Source organism: Flagellimonas sediminis (assembly GCF_010500845.1).
Taxonomy (GTDB): domain Bacteria; phylum Bacteroidota; class Bacteroidia; order Flavobacteriales; family Flavobacteriaceae; genus Flagellimonas; species Flagellimonas sediminis.
In genome coordinates this window covers 1-19,154 of record NZ_JAAAMI010000006.1, presented here as the reverse complement: position 1 = coordinate 19,154, position 19,154 = coordinate 1, and the positions used below count along the sequence as shown (strand labels likewise).

Below are 19,154 nucleotides of genomic sequence, written 5' to 3'. Positions count from 1 at the left end.
AGGTTATTTGGCGATTGCAAAAAGCCCATCTTCCGTTTTGGAAACCTCAAAAATGCCAAGCTTTGCCAAATTCTTGGTGCTCTTGTCCCATTTTTTGCCGCTCAAACCACTTTTGTCCTTCAAATCACCTAATGGCATTTGGCCAACAGGTTTCAATAGGTCCATGATGATTTTTTCCTCTTCGGAGAGTTCAACCTTTTTCTTTTCAGGTCGCATTTGGGGGAAGAACAACACTTCCTGAATGGATGAATTGTTGGTCATCAGCATCACCAAACGGTCTATACCAATACCGATTCCGGAGGTTGGGGGCATTCCGTATTCCAAGGCCCTAAGGAAATCCTGGTCAATGAACATGGCCTCATCGTCCCCTTTTTCGGAAAGTTTCAACTGGTCCTCAAAACGTTCCCTTTGATCAATGGGGTCGTTGAGCTCGGAATAGGCATTGGCCAATTCCTTCCCGTTCACCATCAATTCAAAACGTTCGGTCAACCTTGGATTTTCCCTATGTTCCTTGGTCAACGGGCTCATCTCTTTTGGATAATCGATGATGAAGGTGGGCTGAACGTAATGGTGCTCACATTTTTCACCAAAAATCTCGTCGATCAATTTGCCGACACCCATGGTTTCGTTCACTTCGATGCCCAATTTTTGGGCCACTTCACGAAGTTGGTCCTCATCCATGTCGGCCACATCATAACCTGTGTGGATTTTGATGGCCTCTAAAATAGGAACCCTTGGATACGGCGCCTTAAACTCAATTTCGTGCTCACCAACCGTTACTTTGGTACTGCCTGTGGCATCAATGGCGACTTTTTCCAACAGTTTTTCGGTAGTATCCATCATCCAGTTGTAGTCCTTATAAGCTACATAAAGTTCCATTACGGTAAACTCCGGATTGTGGGTACGGTCCATCCCTTCGTTACGGAAATCCTTGGCAAACTCATACACGCCATCAAAGCCACCAACGATCAATCTTTTCAGATAGAGTTCATTGGCAATCCGTAGGTACAAAGGAATGTTCAACGCGTTGTGGTGCGTTAAGAACGGCCGTGCCGCAGCACCACCGGGAATGGGTTGCAAAATAGGCGTCTCCACCTCCAAATATCCTTTTTGGTTGTAGAATTCCCGTATACTATTGGTGATTTTGGTCCTTTTAATGAAGGTGTCCTTCACGTGGGGATTCACGATCAAATCCACATAACGTTGACGGTAACGCAACTCGGCATCGTTAAAGGCATCGTACACTTTACCTTCATCATCTACCTTTGGTAGGGGAAGGGGGCGCAAGGATTTGCTGAGCAGGGTGAAATTTTTCACCATCACCGTTTTTTCACCCACTTGGGTAGTGAACAGTTCGCCTTCCACACCGATGATATCACCAATGTCCAACAGTTTTTTATACACTTCGTTGTACAGGTCCTTGTTGTCACTTGGACAAATTTCATCACGGTTAAAATATACCTGAATGCGGCCTTCGCTATCCTGAAGTTCCGCAAAGGATGCCTTACCCTGGATCCTGCGAGACATCAACCTACCAGAAATCACCACCTTCTTGCCTTCCTCAAAATCATTCTTGATGCTCTTGGAAGTGGCATCAACAGGATACAATGCTGCGGGGTATGGGTTGATGCCCATTTCCCTGAGTTTGGTCAATTTTTCCCTTCGAACGATTTCTTGTTCCGATAGTTGCATAGTCTATAAAAAATTAAAGCGCAAAATTACACTTTTGCGCTTTAATTCCTTGCCTCGGCATCCTTTAATATGCATAATGGGGCGTGTAAGGTTTGTTTAGGATGATTTGGGCCATGTCTTCCTCGAGCGATTCCAACGGGCTTTCTACGATTCGGTTGACTTCTTTTCCGTCCCTGAAGAAGATTAGGGTTGGCACCTTGATGATGTTGAGACCTTTCTCTTCGTCAGTCGGACTTTTCTTGTATTGCTCCTTTCTGCGATCCAATGCCACGATTTCCAATTGATCCATGGGAAATTCGGCCGCTTCCAGAATTTTGATGATCCGTGGAGTCTCTCTCCGACTGTCACCACACCAAGTGCCCAAAAAAAGTTGGATGTGATACGCTTTGAGGTCCTTTTTGAAAAGATCGACCAAGGATTGGTCCACGGCGTAGTCTTCCATACCTTTTTGGAACCATTGGGCATAAGGCGCGGTGGATAGGCCATCCAAATTGATTTTGCCGACCATAAAGGTTTGGCCGTTTTCCATTTTGATTTCTTTGTTGAATTCCTGTGAAAAACTAAACAACGAAGTTAGCATCAACAAAAGGGTGCATGTGTGTTTCATGATGTTCCAGATTTATGATTTGACTGGAAAATTCATCAAAATGAAGAGGTTATGCCCATTTTGGCAGATGGAAATGGGGACTAGACCCTGGGTCGATTTTTATTTTTGGAAGAGCAGTACGATTTCTTCCCTGGATGAAATATCGAGTTTTTTGTAGAGGTTGTTGATGTGGGTCTTCACGGTGCTCAGGCTTACAAAAAGGGCACTGGCAATCTCTTTGTTGCTCTTGTCCAAGAGGATGTAGTGTACAATTTTTTGCTCTTGGGGCGTTAGTTTCTGCAACAGGTCATCACTGTGGGATTTGAGCCTTTTCTTTCGGTTGATCAAAAAGTACAGGTTTCCCAAAAGGGAAAGGACCAATACCAAAAGTGCCACCCATACCCAAGTGGCTATTTTGGGTTTGTTGAAACTGGCCAAATCCTTGTCCGTGCTAATTTCGGCCTCATATTCTTGGGTAAAACCGGCATCGGGATAGGTTTGTTCTAAGCGGTTGGACAGTTCTTCATAATACGGATTAGAACCTACATCCTGCAGATAATGCGAATAAGTTTCGTTCCTTTTGTCCGATAAAAAATCGTAGATCAGGAGTTCTACCAAGGGTTCGTTGGCTTTTTCTCCAAAACGCTGCAGGTCGGAGAACCATTTTTTCATGTTCAGTTTTTTGCTGGCCTCACTGGGATAGTCCACAAAATCGTAGGCCATCTGCTCCTTCAAAATTTCCCATTCCAACAATAGGGAAGATTTCAGATTGGTGGAGTTTATGGTGCAGAGCGATTGCTCCTCAAATGAAGTTGGGAACTGCACCGTATCTTTATTGTTCGCAATGAAAAGTACACTCTTGCTGTTATTGCACTGCCCTAAAAAGTGGACCCCGGAGGATTCGTCCGAACAACCATCCAAATGGATGCGGTACATGCGATTTTCGGAATTCAGGTTGTCCCCTTCAAAAAGAAACCTTCCCAAAGAATCCACAGCTACTTTGTTCACGATTTGGTCCAAGTAGACTCGCGAAGATTTTCGGTAGTCCTCCACCAAAGACAAATAGATGGCATTACCCACATTTTCACGCGAAACTTCCCCCGAAAAGCGATACTGCGCCGACAGGAACGATATTTGGAAAAGGAATACAAGAACACAAAACCTCATACTACGTGGGATGGTTGTTAAAAATAGTAGTTTTATGTAACAAAACGAGGTATTTGGTTACCTATAAGTATCATCAATCAAAATCAAAAATATGAGTTTCTGGAGAGTTTTGTTGGCCATACTTTTCCCTCCCCTTTCAGTGATCGGTAAAGGCTGTGGGTCGTTCCTTATCGTGCTATTGTTAACGTTTTGTGGCTGGGTGCCCGGAGTTATCGCGGCGTTGATTATTTTGAACAACCCCAACTAAGCATCCTTTATGTAATTTGTCGAAAAGGTACCGTTCTGCACCATAACTTGGGTTCCATTATTGTGGAAGAAAGGCTATTGTGCTATTTTTAGCCCAAAAGTTGGTGTGTCCAAAGAATGGATAGGCCATTAAACACAAAACCATGATCAGAAAAATCCAGATGTTTGTTGGTCTTTTGGCCATTGTCCTAGTTAGTTCGTGCAATTTTACCGAAGAAATCCATTTGCAGGAAGACGGTTCCGGAAAGCTTTCCATAAAGTTTGATGGCTCCGATATGATGGAGATGGGAGGTGAGGAACTGGCCAAAACAAATGAGAAGGCCGTGGACAGTATTGTTTCCTTTAAGGAATTTTTGGAAGAGCATAAGGATAGTATTGCCCAATTGCCCCCGGAGGATCAGGCTAAATTGAAAAGATTGGAACCCTTTAACCTTCGGATGGTCATGGATCCGGAAAAGAAGGAGATGTTGTTCGACCTGTTTAGCGATTTTAAGGATATCAGTGAGGTGAACAACGCTTTCAATACCTTTCAAGAGGCCAGTTTGTTGGGACCTAGCAGTCAACAGGCGCCCGCACCCATGCCGGCTTCGGAGCAGGCCACGGAAGTTTATTATTCCTTCGCCAAAAACAAGTTTACCCGAACAGCCAAAATTGTGGATGAAGCACTTTTTCAAAAGCAATTGGACAGTATGCAAGGCGCTGAAATGTTCCTTTCGGGATCTTCATATACCCTGAAGTACCACTTTCCCAAAAAAGTAAAATCCACCACAGCCGAAGGTGCCACTTTTAGTGCAGATGGCAAGACCATGATCTACCAAGTGGACTTTTTGGACCTCATGAAAAATCCGGCATTGCTGGACCTTGAAGTGGAGCTGGAAAAATAGGTTCTCAATCCTAGTCTTTGTACCTTTGTGTCATGAACAAGATAGTTGCCGTACAGGATTTGGGCCACAAGGATTATAAGGAGACGTGGGATTACCAAGAGGCTCTTTTTAATGATGTTGTGGACGTCAAGGTGAAGAACCGAAGGGAAGGTACGCATGTAGAAACCCCCAACCATTTTTTGTATGTGGAACACCCCCATGTGTATACCTTGGGCAAAAGTGGCGATATCGACAATTTATTGGTAGATGAAAAGGTGCTAGCAGCTAAAGGTGCTACTTTTTACAAAATCAATCGCGGCGGGGACATTACCTATCACGGCCCCGGACAGATTGTGGGCTATCCTATCTTGGATCTGGACAATTTCTTTACGGACATCCACAAATACCTTCGTTTTTTAGAGGAAATGGTCATCCTGACCCTGGCCGAATACGGCATTAAGGCGGAACGGTCCGAAGGTGAGACCGGCGTTTGGTTGGATGTGGGCACTCCCTTTGCCCGAAAGATTTGCGCCATGGGCATACGGGCCAGCCGTTGGGTGACCATGCACGGTTTTGCCCTGAACGTAAATGCCGATCTGGGCTATTTTGATATGATGATCCCCTGTGGTATCAAAGGCAAGGCAGTAACTTCTTTACATGTGGAACTTGGTAAAAAGGAAGTGGATGTGGAGGAAGTAAAGACCAAACTGCTAAAACATTTTGCTACTTTGTTTGAGGCCGAATTGGTACAGGAGAAAGCGGAGGCCTGAATTCCTTTAAAAAGTTAACTTTGCTTATTTGTGCTGAACTTGATTCAGTATCAATCGATGTAATTTCTTAAAACTGATCATATCTTTAGCGTTGCCAGCCATTCAAGCGAACGCCTATCCATTGAAGAGACTTTAATTTAAAATCACCCAACGTATTCAACACCCCATTTATATAGTTCATTAATAATGGGCTCTAACTTCTTACCTTTTGTGGTTAAGGTGTATTCTACCGTAGGCGGAACGGTTGCAAAAACTTTTCTAACAACTATCCCATTAGCTTCCATGTTCTTCAATTCCTTGACCAACATTCGAGTATTAATGTTTGGCACAAGTCTTTCCAGCTCGCTAAAACGCTTTTTCCCATCAAACAAGGCATAAATGATTGACATAGACCATTTACCCCCTATTACACCTAAAATTTCTTGAAGCGCACACCGTTCACCACTTTTTTTATTTTTTTTATCCCCCATAGCTGTTGATTATACTCAATACTTTACTTTTTGTTATTACTATACAAAGGTGTTACTACTTTCAAAAGTAAAGTATTGTTGTTTACTTTGCAACTCATATAAAAAATATAGTATGCAAAATTCATTGAAAGATCAAGTTGCATTGGTAACAGGCGGAACAAAAGGTATTGGAAAAGCCATTGCCGATAAATTAAGCAATGCAGGTGTTAAAGTGGTGGTAACTGCTCGAACTGCACCAACAGATAATGCAAACGGACATTATTTCATAGCAGCAGACCATGCAAAACCTGAAAGCGCAGAAACCATTGCCACGGAAATTCTGGAAAAATACGGACGAATAGATATTATCGTAAATAACGCAGGTGCCAATTTAAGTCCTGGGGGTGGATTCAGCACAATTTCTGACGAACATTGGAATGCCGATTGGCAAATGAATTTCATGTCAGTAGTTCGTATCAACAAAGCGTTATTACCTTCTATGATCAAACAAGAAAGCGGTATAATCATCAATATTTCTTCGGGTGCCGCCAGACAACCTATTTGGGAAATGACAATGTCTTATTCATCGGCAAAAGCAGCACTGAATGTTTACAGCAAAGCATTGGCCAGTGAAGTTGGCTCAAAGGGAGTGCGTGTAAACGTAGTTTCACCTGGCGTGGTAAAGACTACGTTGATGTTGGAATTTATTGAAAACATATCAAAGTCTTCAAATAGTACAATAGAAGAAGCATTTAAAGTGGTAATGGACAAAGTTGACGTGCCAATGGGAAGAATGGCTGAACCTGAAGAGATTGCCAATCTTGTTGCATTTCTTGTTTCCGCAGAGGCAAAATACATCACTGGTACTAATTATGCTATTGACGGTGGAGCTTTGCCCACTGTGTAAACCACTACAAAAAACTGCTGATAACAAAGTATATAAAAAGTAACGGTTTAGGTTTTTATCGGGACCGTTATTGTATTGAATCAAGCATCAGGCTTTGTTACAGGGATTGTGCCAATAATCCGCTACTTTTCATATATAAAACCAATAAGTGCAAGTTGAAAAAGCTTCTTAATTCTTCCAAACCAAACATAAAACCCCGAGGCAAAGCCTCGGGGTTTTATGTTTTAAAGAATAGTAAGACTATTTACTAAACTGCGTCAATAGGGAGCTGGCCATCAGTTTGCCACTTTTATTGTAGGATTCCTGTTTTACCATACCTACCCCTTCGGCCAACCAAACGCGGGATGGTGAAACTTGGTTGCCCACCATCATTTTGGTTTTGGTTTCGCTGTAGACCACGTAGCAGTCAAACGTGCCGGCAGGTGTGGTTACGCTTTCCTTTTTTTCCACCTTGCGGTTAATGGTCTCCACGTTCATGTTCATGTTGATGGCCCCGCTCATTTTCATTTTTACGTTCAAGTTGCCATCGGGGAGCGATTGCCCCACATTCAAACTATTGGGCCATTCAATGTCCGTTCCGGTAATGTCCATCTCCATTTCACCGAACTGGCTCAACATCTGCTCGTTCATCAACGATTTAAAATCAACTTTTACTACATCGCCATCACAGGTAATATTGTATTCCGAGGAATAGGTATTGCCCTTTTTGTCGGCTATGTCCATCACCATGGTCGCCGAGATATTGTCCCCGGAACCCGTTACGTTGGTAACCTTGTAATTGATCCTCCCTTCCTCGCCGCCTTTTTTGTCATAACTGGTATATTCAAAAGTGGCGCCTTCTACCATAGGGTAGTATTGGCTGCAGGAGGTTTGACCAAAGGATAGGTTAAGGGCAAAAAAGGCGGTCAGGGTAATTAAAAATTTCGATTTCATGATATAGTGTCTTGGTTTATAGTTTTATGAATTCCACGCGGCGGTTTTGTGATTTTCCCTCAGCGGTATCGTTGGCACCCACAGGCTCGCTTTCCCCTTTTCCTTCGGAAACCAATCGGTCCGCGGCCACTCCGTAAACGGTAACCAAACTGTTTTTTACGGCTTCGGCCCGATCCTTGGAAAGTCTCAGGTTGTTCGCCTCTGACCCATCGGAATCCGTATGGCCCACAATTTTTAGTTTGATGGAGGCATCTTGCTGAAGCACTTGTGAAATCTGACGGATGATTCCCATGGATTGGGGTTGGATGTTGGCCGATCCTGAGGTGAAAAGAATGCCATTGGTGGACACTTTTCCCTCGGCCAGCAATTTTCTCCTGAGGTCCACGCCTCCTTCAGCCACTTTGAGATTGGAAATAAAGATTTTCTCCTTTCCATCTTGTAGGCCGTACACGTTGAACTTAAGGGTAGTGATCTTGTTTTCGGGAACCATTTTTGGGATGTCCACATATTTCTCCTCGTTGACCCATAACCTAAACCGCGATTTGTTCACTGCAATGGAGATATGGGGTTGGTTGAGTACCGCTTGTCTTATGTCGGCATGTACGTCACTGTTGATGGGGGATCCTTCGGCACGGAGGTAATTGCGCATTCTTATGCCGAACGGGGCATATTGCCCAACGGGGATGTTGGCCTCAACATAATGGTCTCCCTCATTAAAATTTTTGTCTTCACTCAACATGATTTTCAAGATGGCCGTGGAAGAGGTATTATAGTCCAGGCCGTAGGTCAGCATGTCAAACTCTATGGTGTACTCTTCCGGTAGGTCTGGTACATTGGGGATAAAATAGATGCCATAGCCGGGGATCAATTCCAACCATCGTTGTGGGGAATCGTTGACCGTGACCACTTCGCCCGATCCGTTGGTGTTCCATTTAGAGGGGAAGTCGCCAATAAAATCATGGGCATAGTCATCATAGAAAATGGTTTTATCCCCAGGGACATAATCGAATTTGCTGTACACTGTTATGGATTTGGAGCCAGAGGTGACGGGTGTTTTATTTGTTTCCGCAGGGTTTTCCGGATTGTCCTTTGGGCCTCCGCTGCCTGAAGTTGTGGGTGTTTTTTTCTCGCCGGTTCCCGGTTCCAAGATGCTGTCTAGGGCTTGGTCCGTTTTTTTGGAGGTTTCATTTTCTACCCTACGCTCCACCGTCCGTTGTGCTGCATCTTCGGCTTTTTTGGCCAGTTTTTTCAGGAATTGGGCCTGGGTAACCGAGCTAAAGAGCAGTAAAAGAGTTAAACAATAGAGTAGTCTGTTGGAGATTTTCATTTTAGTGTGTTTTTTGGTTCGTTTCGAAAAAGCAATGCAATCGAAACTAACAAAACCATGTACTGGCACTAGGTGAAAATGTATGTCCTGTATCTAGAATTGTATAGGTCGTAACCTAGGGTTGGTTCAGTTTGTAAACGATTATGGAGTTGTCTTGGTCCTTGGCCACCAATTCCAGATTTTTGTCGTTGTCCATATCCGTCAGGTCTATTAACGAACTACCGAATACCGGAAAATTTGGAATGGGCTTTGCCTGACTGTCGTATAAGTAGATCTGCTGGTTCTGGATGTCGGTGACACTCACATAGATCTTATCATTGATGTAGAAAATCTTAGGTTTGGTGTACACGCCAAGATCTAGTTCCACCTTTCTTCCTTTTATGGTCAACACGTTATCGTCCATGAAAACCAAGGTATTACTGGTGGCGAACATACCGTGGTCTTTGTTCATATTGAAATTGGTTGCGGTTAATTTTCCGTTGGTATCGATTTGATGGAGTACCCCTGTTTTGTTTGTCAAGGAAAATTTGTTTTTATATAGGAACACATCATTGTTCGAAAAATCTATTTTTTCGGTCACTTTAATTCGGTCACTACCGGTCCTGTGTAAAATTTTAAGGGTGTTGTCCTCCAGTTTGAAGACCAGATAATCCTTGTTGCTTACCCTAAAATGTTGGGGTGTCCCTACAATGTTGCTAGGTGCTTCGGTAAATTTAAAGCCACTCACGATCTTTGCTTGGTTGTTGTACATGAACACTTTGCGTCCTTGGGTGATCACAAAACGGTAATCCTTTTTGCCTTCATAGTCAAAAACAGCCAGTGGATTTAGGTTCCCTCCATCAAAATCGATTTTGAAAGGCGACACATCGTCCCCATTGCGGTCCACGATCAGAAACTGGTCATTAGTGCAAAAAGCGAGTTGTAGCCTTCCATTTTTGTAAATGTCCACCTGCTGTATGGGCGGTTGTATCCTACCTTCCAATTGTTTGGTCCATAAAATCTTCCCATCGGAGGAGATAAGGTAGAGCATATTGTTTTGGTCCTGTACCACGATCTCTTGTTCCTTGGTCCTGTGATTGGTCACAAATTGGGGGTCAATGGCCAAGTCGGTGTCCAATTCCATGGTGAACAAAGGGGAAACCGAATTATTTTCTTGGGCTTTTCCAATCTTGGAAACTAAAATGTTGAAGTGGGCAAAGTCATTGTCCGCAACCAATTGTGAGGCGAAGGCCTGCTCATCCAAATCATTTTTTTGGATGGATCGGAACACTTCCGGCTCTAGATCTTTTTCCGCGAAATATTGGATTCCCGAACCATCAGAAATAAAAAGCACACTGGATTCATTGGCTAAAGGCCTCTTCGCGGTCATGTAAATGGGCGAATTGATAAAAGAAGAAGTGCTTTTGTAATTGCTGATAATGATCTGTAGTGTTTCCTTATCCTGTGAGTAGATAAAGCTGTTCTCCAGGATGGTGCAATAATTAGATTCAAAATCTTTTACCAAGGGGTTGAATCTCGTAACAATGAACTTTTTATCCGGCAGTTCCATAATTTCGCTGCCTTGATAGGTTTCGGAACCGGTTTTATGCGTGTCCATATAATTGTACAGGCTTTCGGTACCATATGAATTCAAAAGAACCGCTTTTTGGTTGTTTAGGTAGATAACCCCTATCTCTTCTATGGTGTTGAACAAGGTGTCCACCGGTTTGGTCCTATCCAAATACGTATTCTGGTTTTTGGCGAAAATCTGGTAGTCGTCAAAAGTGAAGGATACAATGGCTTGGGCGTTGAGCGGGGCAAATTGAGGGGTCTTGTTGGTCAAGGGATTTGTGCCCCTGAACAGGTTGATGAAATTTTTGGTGGAATCGGGTGCCATGGCAATACCGGTAAGATTGACCTGATCGGAGTTGGCCGTAAAATCAAGGGAAACCCATTCCGCCAAAGGACTTGCTTTTTCATCCACAGATTTGGCAAAAGATAAAATGGATGGAGAAGTAGTCAAATTCAGGAACAAGGTAGCCGATTTGTTGGTTGGTACTGCCTCGTATATTTTCCTCAAAGTAGGGTCAATTGGATTAGCCTCTTTGGTACGGATCATATTTTCAACAAGCAGATTGGAAGAACTGAAAACCATTTGCTTATCGCGGGATAGACTGTAAACCTCCAAGTCATCCAGACTATACTTGGTCATTTGGGAGCCTTGGTAAGAAAGGGTTTCCACTTTTTTGTTGGCCACATCCTCAATATGAAAGAGTTCTGACGATGTATTGGTGATCAAAATATAATCGTAGGTGTCCTTGCCAATCTCATAAAGGGCCAAAAGGCAGGTAGACTCGCTGGACAGGGATTCCATTCCTTTTAACTTGTCAAGGATGTCCTTTAGGTTGGCCAAACCTTTCAATTTTTCCAAAAAAGCATTGTTCTTCAACTCGCTTTTAAAATTGGTAAGGTTGTTAATTTTCAGGATGATCGATGGATTAGGAGGCAGTTGGTCCAGTAATGTGGCTTTGGTCTTAACCTCATAGGTGCACGATACGAGTATAAAAAGAGTGAGCAAACAGAACAGCAGCTTTTGTCTCATGGTTGAAGTTTAAAACAAAGTTAGGATTTTTAAATATCCAGTGTCAATTGTTCAGGGAGTTGTCTAAAGCTTTTTCGGTGGTACTTGGTCAAGCCATGCAATTTGATGGCCTCCCTGTGCTCCTTTGTGGGATAACCTTTGTTCTGTTTCCAATTGTACATGGGAAATTCCTCATGGATCTTTTCCATGTACGCGTCTCGGTGGGTTTTGGCCAAAACGGATGCTGCGGCAATGCTCATGAACTTGGAATCACCCTTCACAATGCATTCATGGCCTATGTTTTCATAAGGCTTGAACCGATTACCGTCTACAAGTATGAAGGATGGAGGTTGTGTCATCATTTTCAGGGCCCTGTGCATGGCCAATATGGAGGCGTTCAAGATGTTTATCTCGTCAATTTCATCCTCAAAAACATGGCATACGCCAAAGGTTACGGATGCCTTTTCAAGGATGGGCCTTAAAAATTCCCGTTTGATTTCGGATAACTGCTTGGAGTCGTTCAAGATAGGATTTTTAAAGCCTTTTGGTAGTATAATGGCTGCGGCGGTGACCGGTCCGGCAAGACACCCACGGCCCGCTTCGTCCGTTCCGGCTTCAAAAATATCCTTATAACAAGACTTTAACATGGGGGCGAAAAATTTAACATAGGGGCTTTAAAAACCGTATTTTAAGTTAAATAAATGTGAATTATTTTCCTACAATACATGAAATCAGAAGATTGTATTTTGCGTAAGTGTTAAAGTTAACAAAACTTATCATATTGAGGTGTTAACGAGGTGGGTTCATCGCCTGTTAATTTTTTTGTTTCTCAACTTTTTATGAAGATTTTTAGCCTTGCTAATTCAAAAAATATAGTACATGAGAACTAGATTTCTGTACATGCTCATGCCATTTTTGGTATTGTGTATGTCCTTCTCTTTTGGACAAGAGAAAACCATTTCAGGTAATGTAACCGATGCGACCGGACTGCCATTGCCTGGTGTTTCAGTAGTGGTTGTGGGAACCACAAGTGGAACACAAACCGATTTTGATGGAAACTATTCCATCACTGCTTCCACTGGAGCGGTATTACGTTTCAGTTATATTGGCCAAAAAACGGTCGAGAGAACTATTGGAGCGTCCAATACCATTAATATCCAGATGGAGGAAGATGCCCAAGCTTTGGAGGAAGTTATTGTAACTGGTCAAGGTTCTGGTATTGCCAGAAGAAAACTTTCTACTACGGTAGATGTTTTGGATGCCGAGGATATTGATAAGCTTCCGGCCAATCAAATTGACCAATTGTTGCAATCAACTACGCCAAGTGCACAAGTTAGATTGAGCTCTGGTCAACCTGGTACAGCAGCTATCATTAGAACAAGGGGCCCAATATCTGCAGCGTCATCTGCAACTCCGGTTATCATTGTGGATGGTATTCGTGTGGACAACCTAAACTCCAACCCTCAATTAGGTATTGGTACAGGTGGTGCAAACGTTTCTGCTCTGGCTGATATTCCAGTGGAATCCATTGAAAAGATTGAATACATTAAGGGTGGTGCAGCAACTACTTTGTACGGAGCCGATGCTGCTAATGGTGTTATTCAGATCATCACCAAAAAAGGTAAGGACGGAAAAAGTTCTGCTTACTTTGAAAGTAGTCTGGGTGTAATCAAGGCCACCAAGGATTATTTGAAATACGATCGTACTGCCGAGGCGCTATTTGAGCCAGGATTGTCACAAGAGTACAAAGTTGGTCTTAACGGTGGTTCTGATAAATTCTCCTACAACTTTGGAGGTAGTCTGTATACTGATGATAGTTACAATGACATCAATAAGCAAATTAAAAGATCATTCACATTTGGTTTAACTGCCAAGGTAACAGAAAAGTTGCAGTACCAAGGATCTTTCTCTTTCGTGAATTTTGAGTCTAACTTGGATTATAACGCAAATACCAGTTATTCCAGGTTCTCTAACATTGAAGGTTCAGCTAGGGGAGATACGGATGGATTTACTGACGCTGAATGGCAGGATGAACTTGCTCGTTACAGAAGAATAGGCCAATTGGTTGACATTACCAGCACAACCAATCGTATTACAGCGTCCAATAAGTTTATCTATGACATCATGGATAACCTTCAGGTGAATGCAACCATTGGTATCGATAACAGGAATACGGTTCAGGAAGAGTTGCAAAGCAATGCCTTGTTGGTGGAATTGGGATCAATTGCCCCTGGAACTACAGATCAAGGAAATCTTAGTAGAGTATTGAGGTCCGCATTTACATTGACCACTGATGTAAACATTACTCACAGGGCCAATACAGAGAATTTTTCTTTCGTTAGTATTTTAGGTGGACAGTTCTTTAGAACTTCTGACAGACAGAATAGGCTTGATGGTTCTGGAGGTGTTGATGGAACTCGTTCCTTGAACAATTTCTCGGAACAGGCATTTTCAGATTTTGTTTTGGAAAACGCCAACTATGGTCTTTACTTCTTGGAAAACATTGGTATTTATAACGTAGCGTTCTTGGAATTTGGTGGTAGATTGGACAGAAACACGGCTTCAGGTTCCAATACCGATCCATTGTTGCTTCCTAAAATCGGTATTACTTATAACATTAGTGACCATGATTTTTATAGGGATGCTGCAATCAGCAATATCCTATCCACTATTAGGGTAAGGGCCAACTATGGTGAGGCAACTAACTTTGCCCAGCCTTTTTCTCAAGACAGGACTTTTGCACAAAACCCATTCTTGGGAGGTCCTTCGTTTACCTTTAACAACCCAGGTAACGATGAATTGGTTTCTGAAAGAGTGAAAACCACTGAATTTGGTTTGGAACTAGGATTCTTCCGTAACAGATTGTTCTTAAGTGGAACTCGATATGTTGGTGTTACCAAAGATGCATTGTTCACACCACAATCTGCACCTTCATCAGGTCAATTGAACCAAATCCAGAACATTGGAGAAGTGGAGAACAAAGGTTTTGAATTTGAATTGAGGGCTACTCCGATCCAAACAGAAAAACATAGTTTGAGTGTAAACCTTTCCTATAACACCAATGATAACTTGGTTACTGATGCCGGTGGAGCTCCTGCCTTTGTAGTTGGTGGATTTACCGTATTGGGCTCTGTTGTTGAGGAAGGCCAAAGCTTGGGTTATTTGAGAGGAACTGCAGCCATTCTGCAACCAGATGGTACCTATTCCTTTGAGCCAAATACGGCCTTGGGAGATACCTTTGCGCCTAATTTTGGTTCTATGGGATTGAACTATACTTGGGGCGATTTCAACTTTTTCGCAACAGCAGACTATCAGTTTGGAGGAAAGATCACAGATCTTAGCTTCTTGTTGCGTCACCTTAGAGGAACCGATGATACAGGAATTCCTGAAGAACTGATCGGGACTACATCTCCTTTCAACTATGTGAACTTCTTTGTTTTTGACAACGATTTCCTAAAAGTTAGAAACATTGGAGCGTCCTACAACTTTGGTGATATTGCCAAACCATTGTTTAGTAACATCAGATTGGGCGTAACAGTAACGAACCCATTCAACTGGACTGCTGGTAACTTTGATCCTGAGACCACTGGTTCTGGTATTTCCGCACAAAACGGATTTGCAAGTGGTGGTTTTGCTTATGGTACAGAATCAGCACCAAGAACTTACGTAGCCTCATTAAGGTTTGAATTTTAAAAAAAAATAGTGATGAAAAAAATTATAGTATATACTTTGACCCTCCTAGCATTGGGTTGTACCGGTGACTTTGGTGACGTGGTAGACTTTAAAGATGTGGAGAACCCTAATCTTTCTGAAGATTCGGTTGTTGGTCAACCCAACTCGGCATCCATTTGGTTGACCGGTTTGGAAAGACAATTGGCATTGGTCTTTAATGAGACCTTGGTATTGGCCGAATTGGGTTCTGATAATTATGTGAATACACAGACCTTCTTCAACCAGTTCATGGACGGTTTGGAAATTCAGATTACCGACCCTGATATGAGGGACACACAACGTCAAATTCAACGTCTACGTGAATTGGCAGTATTTGGACTGAATGAAGTTGGTCCTGGCGATCCTAATTATGACGCTGAAACTGAGGCGGAGTTTAACTTTTTTGAAGGATTGTCCTATTTGTTCTCTGCAATGTACTTTTCTGCATTGCCACAAGAACCAGTTGGTGTTCCTGTGACTTCGGAACAACATTATCAAAATGCTATTGCTGCCTTTGATGCGGCCATTGGTATTAATGCCAAGCCAGAATACTATTTGGCTAAAGCAAGGGCAAATTACTATTTGGGTAATAAAACTGAGGCAGTTTCTGCTGCCACACAGGCATTGTCTCTAAGTGGGGATTTTGATAGGATAGTTTTGTTCGATGAGGCTAATGGCCCTTCCAACACCTTTGATAATGCATTGTACCAAAGAGCAACTTTTGATGATTTGCAACCATTGCCAACCTTGGATTTTCTAGATCCAAAGTATTCATTCTTAAGTACTTCTCAAGATGCACCTGTGCACTACCTAAAAGCAGAAGAGGCATTGTTGATTTTGGCCGAAGCAGATCTTGCGGATAACAATATCGTTGCGGCAAGAACCAATTTGACATCATTATTGGATTTGATCTCAACACGTGAGGTGAGAACCATTGACGATTCCATTGAGCAAAGGACCCAAGTTGATGAAGGATCTAGACCTGATAGCGCTGATATTGTGGTTAATGGCAGATCTGGACTTGTTTTGGACAGACAATCTGGTTTGGTTGATGTGCCTTCTGTTTCTGGGACTTCCCTAACTGTAGACGATATCAACGCAATGCTTGATGATGATGCCGGTTTAGCTTTATTATATAGAACCAGGCAAGAAGTGTTCATCGCCGAAGGTCTTCGTTTTGTGGATATGGGTGTGAAACTGGTTATCGATGAGAACGAGATATTGCTAAATGAAAATATCAATGAAGGCGATTTGGGTACAGTTCCGGTAATCCCTCCATTTATTGCTGCCGTTGTTGCTGATTTGGACGCCATCACTTATGTGCCTGGATCCGGAGTTGCAACCACGGCCATTGATTTGAACACCATTTTGGTGGCAAACAAAAGCTCTGATTTTGTTGTTCCATTTGAATAGGTTATCAATTAGCCAAAACAGAAAACCCCTGCAAAGCAGGGGTTTTTTTATTCGTGGAGTTTTCACATTTCTTTAGAAACAAAACTTTTTACCTTTGTCAGACCAATATAAAGGAATGAGATTTTTATTTGTTGCCCTATTCTTTTTTGTGGCCCAGGCCATTTTTGCACAACAGGATTCGGTCCCGCCATCCAAAAAGACCGGTCATTCCGGAGTACTGGAAAGAGATAATTCATTTGCTAATGATACATTGAACAGGGGCTCTTCATTAAGAGGGGTGAAGAAAAATGATTCCATTAAGATCAAAGATTACAAGATTATTTCCTACCTAAGGGACACCACCTATTTGGATACCACGCTTACCATAAGGAAAGAATACAAATACAATTATTTGCGGACCGATGATTTTGAGTTGATGCCCTTTGCCAATATGGGCCAACAGTACAATGAGTTGGGAAAGGATTTTTCCGTAGTGCCCTATTATCCGCGCATCGGGGCAACAGCTAAGAATTATGGCTATGCTGAAAAGGAAGACATTCAATATTATAACGTACCCACTCCAATGACCGAGCTCATGTTCAAGACCACTATGGAACAGGGACAGTTCTTGGATGCACTGCTCACCTTTAATATGTCCAAAAGATTCAATGCTTCCGTTGCCTACACAGGATTTAGGTCCTTGGGTAAATATAGATATGAACAGGCTCAGGACGGTAAGTTCAGGGTTACCTTTAATTATGTAACCGAAAATGGTCGCTATGATTTAAGGGGTCATATTGCCGCCCAGGAATTGGAAGATCAGGAAAGTGGTGGATTGAAAGATAGAACTCAGTTTGAGGACGATGAAAAGGGTGATTTTCAGGACAGGGCCAAAATAGACCTGCTCTACACCAATGCACGTAACCGAATATTGGGCAAGCGATATGTTTTGGAACAACGCTATAAATTGGTCAATCACAAAAAGGATTCTACGGATACTGATCCCACCTCATTGGCAATTGGTCATGAATTCGGCTACGAAACCAAGATGTACGAATTTAGACAAACCGCGCAAAACGATGCCTTGGGAGAAAATCCCTTTTTAGTGCCTATAGAAGATAAAGCAAGGTTGAAGACCATGTTCAACAAGGGGACCATTCAGTTTTCCAATAGAACATTGGGTAAGCTGGCAGGAAACATCAGCCTTTTCAACTACAACTACTACTTTAATAGCATTCTGATTACGGACGAAGGTACCATCCAAAACAAGTTACAAGGGGAAGAAATATCCGTGGGCGGTACCTATTCCAATAAAATAGGACCATTGTCGCTCAGTGGAAATATCAATTATACGGTGGTAGGGGATCTTACCGGGAATAATTTTGATGCCATGGCCAAATATCAATTGAACAAGAACAACTCGGTCATAGGTGCCATTCATGCATCATCCCGCATGCCTGATTTCAATTATTTGCTTTATCAAAGTGATTATCGAAACTTTAACTGGCAGAATGATGCTGTTTTTGACAATGTTAGCATTCAAAACATCAGATTCGGATTCGATTCCAAATGGTTGGGACTGTTCGAGGCAGAATATAGTGCCATTGACAATTATACCTATTTCGCTTCCACGGCCACCCAAGAACAGATTGACAACGCTCAGGAAACAGCCTTTGTAAAACCCTTTCAGGAGACTTCAACCATCAATCATCTAAAGGTGAAATACACCAAGGAGTTGAAATGGCGTAAATGGGCCCTGATGAACACGGTCATGTACCAAGATGTTACACAGGATAGCCAAGTGCTCAATTTACCGGAATTGGTCACACGCAATACATTTTACTTTTCCAGTGATGTGTTCAAGAAGGCCATGTTTTTGCAAACAGGGGTAACTTTTAAATATTTTACCTCCTATAATATGAACGCCTATAATCCATTGTTGGGCGAATTCTATATTCAGAACAATGAAGAATTGGGCGGATATCCATTACTGGATGTTTTCATCAACGCCAAAATTCGCCAGACACGAATTTATTTTAAGGCAGAACATCTAAATTCTCTCTTTTCTGAACCTAATTATTACTCGGCACCAAACTATCCTTATCGCGATTTTGTGATCAGGTTTGGACTCGTTTGGAATTTTTTCTCATAATTTTTTAGAGGAATATTTTAGGATGGATATTGAAAAACAAGCGGTTAAGAATTTGACGTTTTTTTTTCAAAAAAAATATCCTCAAACATTTTGTGGAGTCGGAATAACGTTCTTATATTTGCACCCGCTTAGCTGATGAGGCAGGGCGTTTTCGGAAGGGGGATTGGTCGATAGGGCCGATTTTTTTTCGGGAAAAACAAGAAGAAGTTCATATACATATTGTAACGACAGCGTAAAGAGAACAAGAACCATTTTGATGCGGGGACTCGGGATTTCCGGGTGTCGGACAGACATTCAAGGAAATACAATGAAGAGTTTGATCCTGGCTCAGGATGAACGCTAGCGGCAGGCCTAACACATGCAAGTCGAGGGGTAGGGGGTGCTTGCACCCCTGAGACC

General features: G+C 42.5%; 15 protein-coding genes and 1 rRNA gene. 8 read left to right on the top strand and 8 right to left on the bottom strand.

Features of this window, described 5'->3' with window-relative positions; all coding sequences use genetic code 11:
• Positions 1 to 3: 3 nt before the first annotated feature.
• From lysS to GTK07_RS12495, 3 genes are all read right to left on the bottom strand, one after another.
• The gene (gene lysS / locus GTK07_RS12505; RefSeq protein WP_163635593.1) at positions 4 to 1,692 is read right to left on the bottom strand and encodes a lysine--tRNA ligase; all 1,689 of its coding nucleotides are present in this window, start codon (positions 1,690 to 1,692) and stop codon (positions 4 to 6) included.
• A 64-nt stretch (positions 1,693 to 1,756) separates the two neighbouring features.
• The gene (locus GTK07_RS12500; RefSeq protein ID WP_163635592.1) at positions 1,757 to 2,299 is read right to left on the bottom strand and encodes a thioredoxin family protein; all 543 of its coding nucleotides are present in this window, start codon (positions 2,297 to 2,299) and stop codon (positions 1,757 to 1,759) included.
• A gap of 99 nt (positions 2,300 to 2,398) precedes the next feature.
• Entirely contained in the window at positions 2,399 to 3,445 is a 1,047-nt protein-coding gene (locus GTK07_RS12495; protein WP_163635591.1) for a response regulator transcription factor, read from the bottom strand.
• Between the two features lie 91 nt (positions 3,446 to 3,536).
• Here GTK07_RS12495 and GTK07_RS12490 point away from each other — a divergent pair, with 91 nt between their 5' ends.
• The 3 genes from GTK07_RS12490 to lipB all read left to right on the top strand — a co-directional run bounded on the left by GTK07_RS12490 (position 3,537) and on the right by lipB (position 5,324).
• A complete protein-coding gene (locus GTK07_RS12490) occupies positions 3,537 to 3,692 on the top strand; it encodes a YqaE/Pmp3 family membrane protein (RefSeq protein WP_163635590.1) in 156 nt (51 codons plus the stop codon).
• Between the two features lie 142 nt (positions 3,693 to 3,834).
• Positions 3,835 to 4,575, top strand: a complete 741-nt coding sequence (locus GTK07_RS12485) for a hypothetical protein (protein WP_203583792.1) — start codon at positions 3,835 to 3,837, stop codon at positions 4,573 to 4,575.
• A 32-nt stretch (positions 4,576 to 4,607) separates the two neighbouring features.
• Entirely contained in the window at positions 4,608 to 5,324 is a 717-nt protein-coding gene (lipB, locus tag GTK07_RS12480; RefSeq protein WP_163635589.1) for a lipoyl(octanoyl) transferase LipB, read from the top strand.
• Between the two features lie 143 nt (positions 5,325 to 5,467).
• Here lipB and GTK07_RS12475 read toward each other — a convergent pair whose 3' ends face one another.
• Complete coding sequence (locus tag GTK07_RS12475) at positions 5,468 to 5,794, bottom strand: winged helix-turn-helix transcriptional regulator (RefSeq protein ID WP_163635588.1); 327 nt, start codon at positions 5,792 to 5,794, stop codon at positions 5,468 to 5,470.
• A gap of 112 nt (positions 5,795 to 5,906) precedes the next feature.
• Here GTK07_RS12475 and GTK07_RS12470 point away from each other — a divergent pair, with 112 nt between their 5' ends.
• Positions 5,907 to 6,680, top strand: coding sequence for an SDR family oxidoreductase (locus GTK07_RS12470; RefSeq protein ID WP_163635587.1), 774 nt, complete (start codon positions 5,907 to 5,909; stop codon positions 6,678 to 6,680).
• Positions 6,681 to 6,920: 240 nt separating this feature from the next.
• Here the strand turns inward: GTK07_RS12470 and GTK07_RS12465 are convergent, their stop codons facing one another.
• From GTK07_RS12465 to GTK07_RS12450, 4 genes are all read right to left on the bottom strand, one after another.
• Entirely contained in the window at positions 6,921 to 7,613 is a 693-nt protein-coding gene (locus GTK07_RS12465; RefSeq protein ID WP_163635586.1) for a TapB family protein, read from the bottom strand.
• A gap of 16 nt (positions 7,614 to 7,629) precedes the next feature.
• The gene (locus GTK07_RS12460; protein WP_163635585.1) at positions 7,630 to 8,940 is read right to left on the bottom strand and encodes an OmpA family protein; all 1,311 of its coding nucleotides are present in this window, start codon (positions 8,938 to 8,940) and stop codon (positions 7,630 to 7,632) included.
• A 115-nt stretch (positions 8,941 to 9,055) separates the two neighbouring features.
• Positions 9,056 to 11,521: a ribonuclease HII gene (locus GTK07_RS12455; RefSeq protein WP_163635584.1), complete on the bottom strand. Its 2,466-nt coding sequence runs from the start codon at positions 11,519 to 11,521 to the stop codon at positions 9,056 to 9,058.
• Positions 11,522 to 11,550: 29 nt separating this feature from the next.
• Complete coding sequence (locus tag GTK07_RS12450; protein WP_163635583.1) at positions 11,551 to 12,147, bottom strand: ribonuclease HII; 597 nt, start codon at positions 12,145 to 12,147, stop codon at positions 11,551 to 11,553.
• Positions 12,148 to 12,379: 232 nt separating this feature from the next.
• On the opposite strand from GTK07_RS12450, the gene GTK07_RS12445 reads away from it, so the two are divergent.
• From GTK07_RS12445 to GTK07_RS12430, 4 genes are all read left to right on the top strand, one after another.
• Positions 12,380 to 15,193, top strand: coding sequence for a TonB-dependent receptor domain-containing protein (locus GTK07_RS12445; protein WP_163635582.1), 2,814 nt, complete (start codon positions 12,380 to 12,382; stop codon positions 15,191 to 15,193).
• Positions 15,194 to 15,205: 12 nt separating this feature from the next.
• A complete protein-coding gene (locus GTK07_RS12440) occupies positions 15,206 to 16,624 on the top strand; it encodes a hypothetical protein (protein ID WP_163635581.1) in 1,419 nt (472 codons plus the stop codon).
• 115 nt (positions 16,625 to 16,739) lie between these two features.
• Complete coding sequence (locus GTK07_RS12435; protein WP_203583791.1) at positions 16,740 to 18,755, top strand: putative porin; 2,016 nt, start codon at positions 16,740 to 16,742, stop codon at positions 18,753 to 18,755.
• 304 nt (positions 18,756 to 19,059) lie between these two features.
• Positions 19,060 to 19,154 (top strand): 16S ribosomal RNA (locus GTK07_RS12430); the annotation flags it as partial.